This is a genomic window from Halorubrum sp. AJ67, from assembly GCF_000513435.1.
In genome coordinates, this window is sequence record NZ_CBVY010000003.1 from 249,608 (window position 1) to 250,707 (window position 1,100).

Consider the following 1,100-nt stretch of genomic DNA (forward strand, 5'->3'; position numbering starts at 1 on the left):
CGCGGCGACGAGCAGCAGCGCGAGTGCGAGAACGCCGACGCGGGCGCGGTGCGAACGGGTCATCGACCGCCCGTTCGGCCGGCTCGCTTAAATCACCGTGGTCGTCGGTATCAGTCGAGAGAATCGTCGCCGAGCAGCCCCTCGACGAGCATCTCCGCGGACGCGACGTTCGTCGCCAGCGGCACGTCCTTCACGTCGCAGACGCGCAACAGCGCCGAGATGTCCGGCTCGTGCGCCTGCGCCGTCAGCGGGTCGCGGAGGAAGACGACCCCGTCGATCCGGTCGCTCGCGATCATCGCGCCGATCTGGAGGTCGCCGCCGAGCGGCCCGGACGACTGCCTGTTGACCGCCAGCCCGGTCTCCTCCGCGATGCGTTTGCCCGTCGTGCCGGTTGTCACCAGTTCGCAGTCGTCGAGGGCGGCGGCGTGCGCCTCGACGAACGCGACCATCTCGTCTTTCAGCTCGTCGTGAGCGATGAGCGCGATGCGCATACGTGGCGGTCGCCGCCGCGTCGCTTAAGTACTGCCCTCGCCGCGAGCGTCGCTTCCACACCGGTCTTCGAGCCAGTCGAACTGCGCGGACAGCTCCGTCCGGCGCTGTCGTTCGATCACGGTGGCGTCGAGGAAGTCGCCGACGAGCGCCACGTCGAGCGCGAACGCCGTCGTGGCGGTCACCCCGCTCCCGTCTGCCGTCGGCGTCACGACGTACGCCGTCCGCATCGACTCGAATATCCCTTCGCGCTGCTCGTAGGCGAGGTCGGCGTCCGGGTCGTCGACGAGTTCCAACGTCAGTTCGATAGACGCGATACCCACGTCGTTCGCCACGCGCACCGTCTCGCCGTCGACCGCGACCTCGTCGAACCCAGACGACCGGACGAACGGTTCGACGTCGCGCATCGCGTCGCGGACTGTCTCCGGAGGCGCATCGACCGTCCGCGAGAGCGTGACGGTGTTCATTCCGCCGGCGTCACCTCGTCGGCGGCGTCGTCCCCCTCACCGGATAACCGACTCGGGGCGAACCGGCCGAGTGCGACGCGGGCCAGCGACCCCGGCGCGTGCCGCCGGATCACGAGGACGGCGTTGACCGCGAAGACGCCGACG

At 69.7% G+C, this 1,100-nt stretch carries 2 protein-coding genes and 1 pseudogene (1 of these 3 cut by a window edge); all 3 read right to left on the reverse strand.

Translation table 11 applies throughout. The features are described from left to right. Window positions 1-110: 110 nt before the first annotated feature. Entirely contained in the window at window positions 111-491 is a 381-nt protein-coding gene (locus tag BN903_RS04715; protein ID WP_048076610.1) for a methylglyoxal synthase, read from the reverse strand. A gap of 24 nt (window positions 492-515) precedes the next feature. Then, complete coding sequence (locus tag BN903_RS04720) at window positions 516-956, reverse strand: SRPBCC family protein (protein ID WP_048076611.1); 441 nt, start codon at window positions 954-956, stop codon at window positions 516-518. Further along, a pseudogene (locus BN903_RS04725) lies at window positions 953-1,100 on the reverse strand (hypothetical protein) (it continues 662 nt past the right edge of the window). The gene BN903_RS04720 and the pseudogene BN903_RS04725 overlap by 4 nt, the downstream one beginning before the upstream one ends.